The organism is Aestuarium sp. (assembly GCF_023253315.1).
Taxonomy (GTDB): Bacteria; Pseudomonadota; Alphaproteobacteria; order Rhodobacterales; family Rhodobacteraceae; genus Marivivens; species Marivivens donghaensis.
This window is the reverse complement of sequence record NZ_JALRGW010000241.1, coordinates 1-504: the sequence shown is the minus strand read 5'-3', so window position 1 is coordinate 504 and position 504 is coordinate 1. Positions and strand designations below refer to the sequence as shown.

1 pseudogene is annotated in these 504 nt (G+C 59.5%); it reads left to right on the top strand.

From position 1 onward, the window contains the following. A pseudogene (locus AC1QQ2_RS15155) lies at positions 1 to 504 on the top strand (RNA polymerase sigma factor RpoD); the annotation flags it as partial.

Sequence of the window (504 nt, the reverse complement as noted above, 5' to 3'; positions counted from 1 at the left end):
GAACTTTTGTCCGAAGACATTCTGCTGCGCGATGTGATTGATCTGGAAGCGACCTTTGGTCGCTCGCTGGAGGGCGATGAGGAGATCGTCGGATCGGATCTGGGATCGGTGCCGATCAGCGCCACGCCGCGGCGTGTTGAACCTGTTGCCGCAGTCGAGCCAGAGCTGGACGCCGACGGCAATCCTTTGATGCGCGGCGAAAGCGACGAGGATGACGACGACGAGGATGGCGCCTCGATGTCTTTGGCCGCGATGGAAGCGGCGCTGAAGCCAAAGGTTCTGGAAACCCTGGACCAGATCGCCAGCGATTACGCGATGCTGGCCGAGATGCAGGATCTGCGGATGTCGGCGACCCTGTCGGAAAAGCACCGCTTTTCGTCGACCGAGGAAGCCGCCTATCAAAAGCTGCGCTCGGAGATCGTGGTTCTGGTCAATGCGCTGCATTTGCACAACAACCGGATCGAAGCGCTGATCGACCAGCTTTACGGCATCAACCGCAAGATC